2 protein-coding genes and 1 pseudogene are annotated in these 1,685 nt (G+C 68.3%); 1 reads left to right on the forward strand and 2 read right to left on the reverse strand.

Going from position 1 to position 1,685, the window contains the following annotated elements; genetic code table 11:
• Positions 1–83 (reverse strand): annotated as a pseudogene (locus AC1D15_RS30860) (glutathione S-transferase family protein); the annotation flags it as partial.
• Positions 84–158: 75 nt separating this feature from the next.
• On the opposite strand from AC1D15_RS30860, the gene AC1D15_RS30865 reads away from it, so the two are divergent.
• Positions 159–917, forward strand: a complete 759-nt coding sequence (locus tag AC1D15_RS30865) for a hypothetical protein (protein WP_052211435.1) — start codon at positions 159–161, stop codon at positions 915–917.
• An 86-nt stretch (positions 918–1,003) separates the two neighbouring features.
• On the opposite strand, the gene AC1D15_RS30870 is transcribed toward AC1D15_RS30865, so the two are convergent.
• Positions 1,004–1,685, reverse strand: a 682-nt coding sequence (locus tag AC1D15_RS30870; RefSeq protein WP_477829033.1) for an acyl-CoA dehydrogenase family protein, incomplete at its 5' end; no start/stop codon positions are given.

Genomic DNA, 1,685 nt, shown 5'->3' on the forward strand with positions numbered 1-1,685 from the left:
ACCTTGTACGGCAGCCCGCACTCTTCCAGCATGATGTGAACTTTGTGGCCATTCGGCGTGGCCCACGAATACACTTCGATCATCTTGTCTTCCTCAGGTCGACGTTCTGCAGCACGGGCGTGCTGTGTGGATGCGACTCTAGTTCAAGCACGGCCTTCATGCTCGACGCGATCAAACGACTGATCTCAGGCAAGCCTGACGGCCCGGATTGGCGGGCGGTGTCGGAGTGGGCCCGCGAGAACAAGATGGCCTTCAAGCGCGTGCGCGAGGAAGAAGGCTTCGTGATCGACGGCGGCATGGACAGCAAGCCGTGGCGCCTCGAATGGGGTTCGCCCCAGCGCCCCTACATCGAGGGCCATGAACTGCGGCTGCGCATGGAGCTCGGCCTGCCGCCGAACCTGCAGGTGCTGCTGCTGTCGCAGCCGTTGCGCGAGACGCTGGAGCGCCAGACCTTCGAGCGCTTCACCGAAAGCACGCAGACCGTGATCGACGGCGCGACGCCGGAAGAGATGCGCTGGCTCGCGATGTTCGCGAAGGTCACGTTCGCGGCCTCGAAGGCGGTGCGCATGCGTTTCGGGCTGGTCGGCAACACGCCGCAGGTGGCGGCCTCGTGGGTCGAGGGCGCGCTGGCCCGGCAGCTCGAAGACGCCAGCGGCAACCTGCTGGCGCAGGAGCCGCCGTTCGTGCTGATGCTGTTGCGCGGCCGGGTCTACCTGCGCATGCAACTCGCCGACCCCGATCTCGCGGCGGTGCGCCAGGCGGTCGGCCTGTTCGAGGTGGCGGTGCTGCAGGCGGTGCGGGTGGCCGGTGGGGTGGGCGCCGGCGAGGGCGCCGCCAGCGGCTGGCCGAGCACGTCGTCGACCGCGTGGCAGACCCAGCTCGGGCCGGATGATCCCAAGGACTCGTCGCGCCATTGAGACCCAGCGGACACCGTGGAACCGGCTTTGCCGGGCCACTGGTGGCGCCCCCTTGAGGGGGAGGCGCGAAGCGCCTCGGGGGTGGGTCAGCTATATCGGCCGAGTTCCATCTTCGCAATCGCATTGCGATGCACTTCATCCGGCCCGTCCGCAAACCGCAGTGTCCGCGCCGCCGTGTAGAAGTACGCCAGCGGAAAGTCATCGCTCATCCCGCCGCCGCCGTGCACCTGCATTGCCCAGTCGATCACCTGGCAGGCCATCGATGGCGCCACCACCTTGATCATCGCGATCTCGCCCTTGGCGGTCTTGTTGCCGGCCACGTCCATCATCCACGCCGCCTTCAGCGTCAGCAGCCGCGCCTGTTCGATCTTGCAGCGCGCCTCGGCGATGCGCTCGCGCGTGACGCCCTGGTCAGCGATCTTGCGGCCGAACGCGACGCGCGATGACGCCCGTCGGCACATCAGCTCGAGCGCCCGCTCGGCCAGCCCGATCAGCCGCATGCAGTGGTGGATGCGGCCCGGGCCGAGCCGCCCCTGCGCGATCTCGAAGCCGCGGCCCTCGCCGAGCAGGATGCTGCTGGCCGGCACGCGCACGTCGGTGAACGTCATCTCGCAATGCCCGTGCGGCGCATCGTCATACCCGAACACCGGCAGCGGCCGCACCACCTTGACCCCCGGCGCATCGGCCGGCACCAGGATCATCGACTGCTGCGAATGCCGCGGCGCCTCGGGGTCGGTCTTGCCCATGAAGATGTAGACCGCGCAGCGC

The sequence above is a fragment of the Rhizobacter sp. P2_H2 genome, assembly GCF_056403375.1.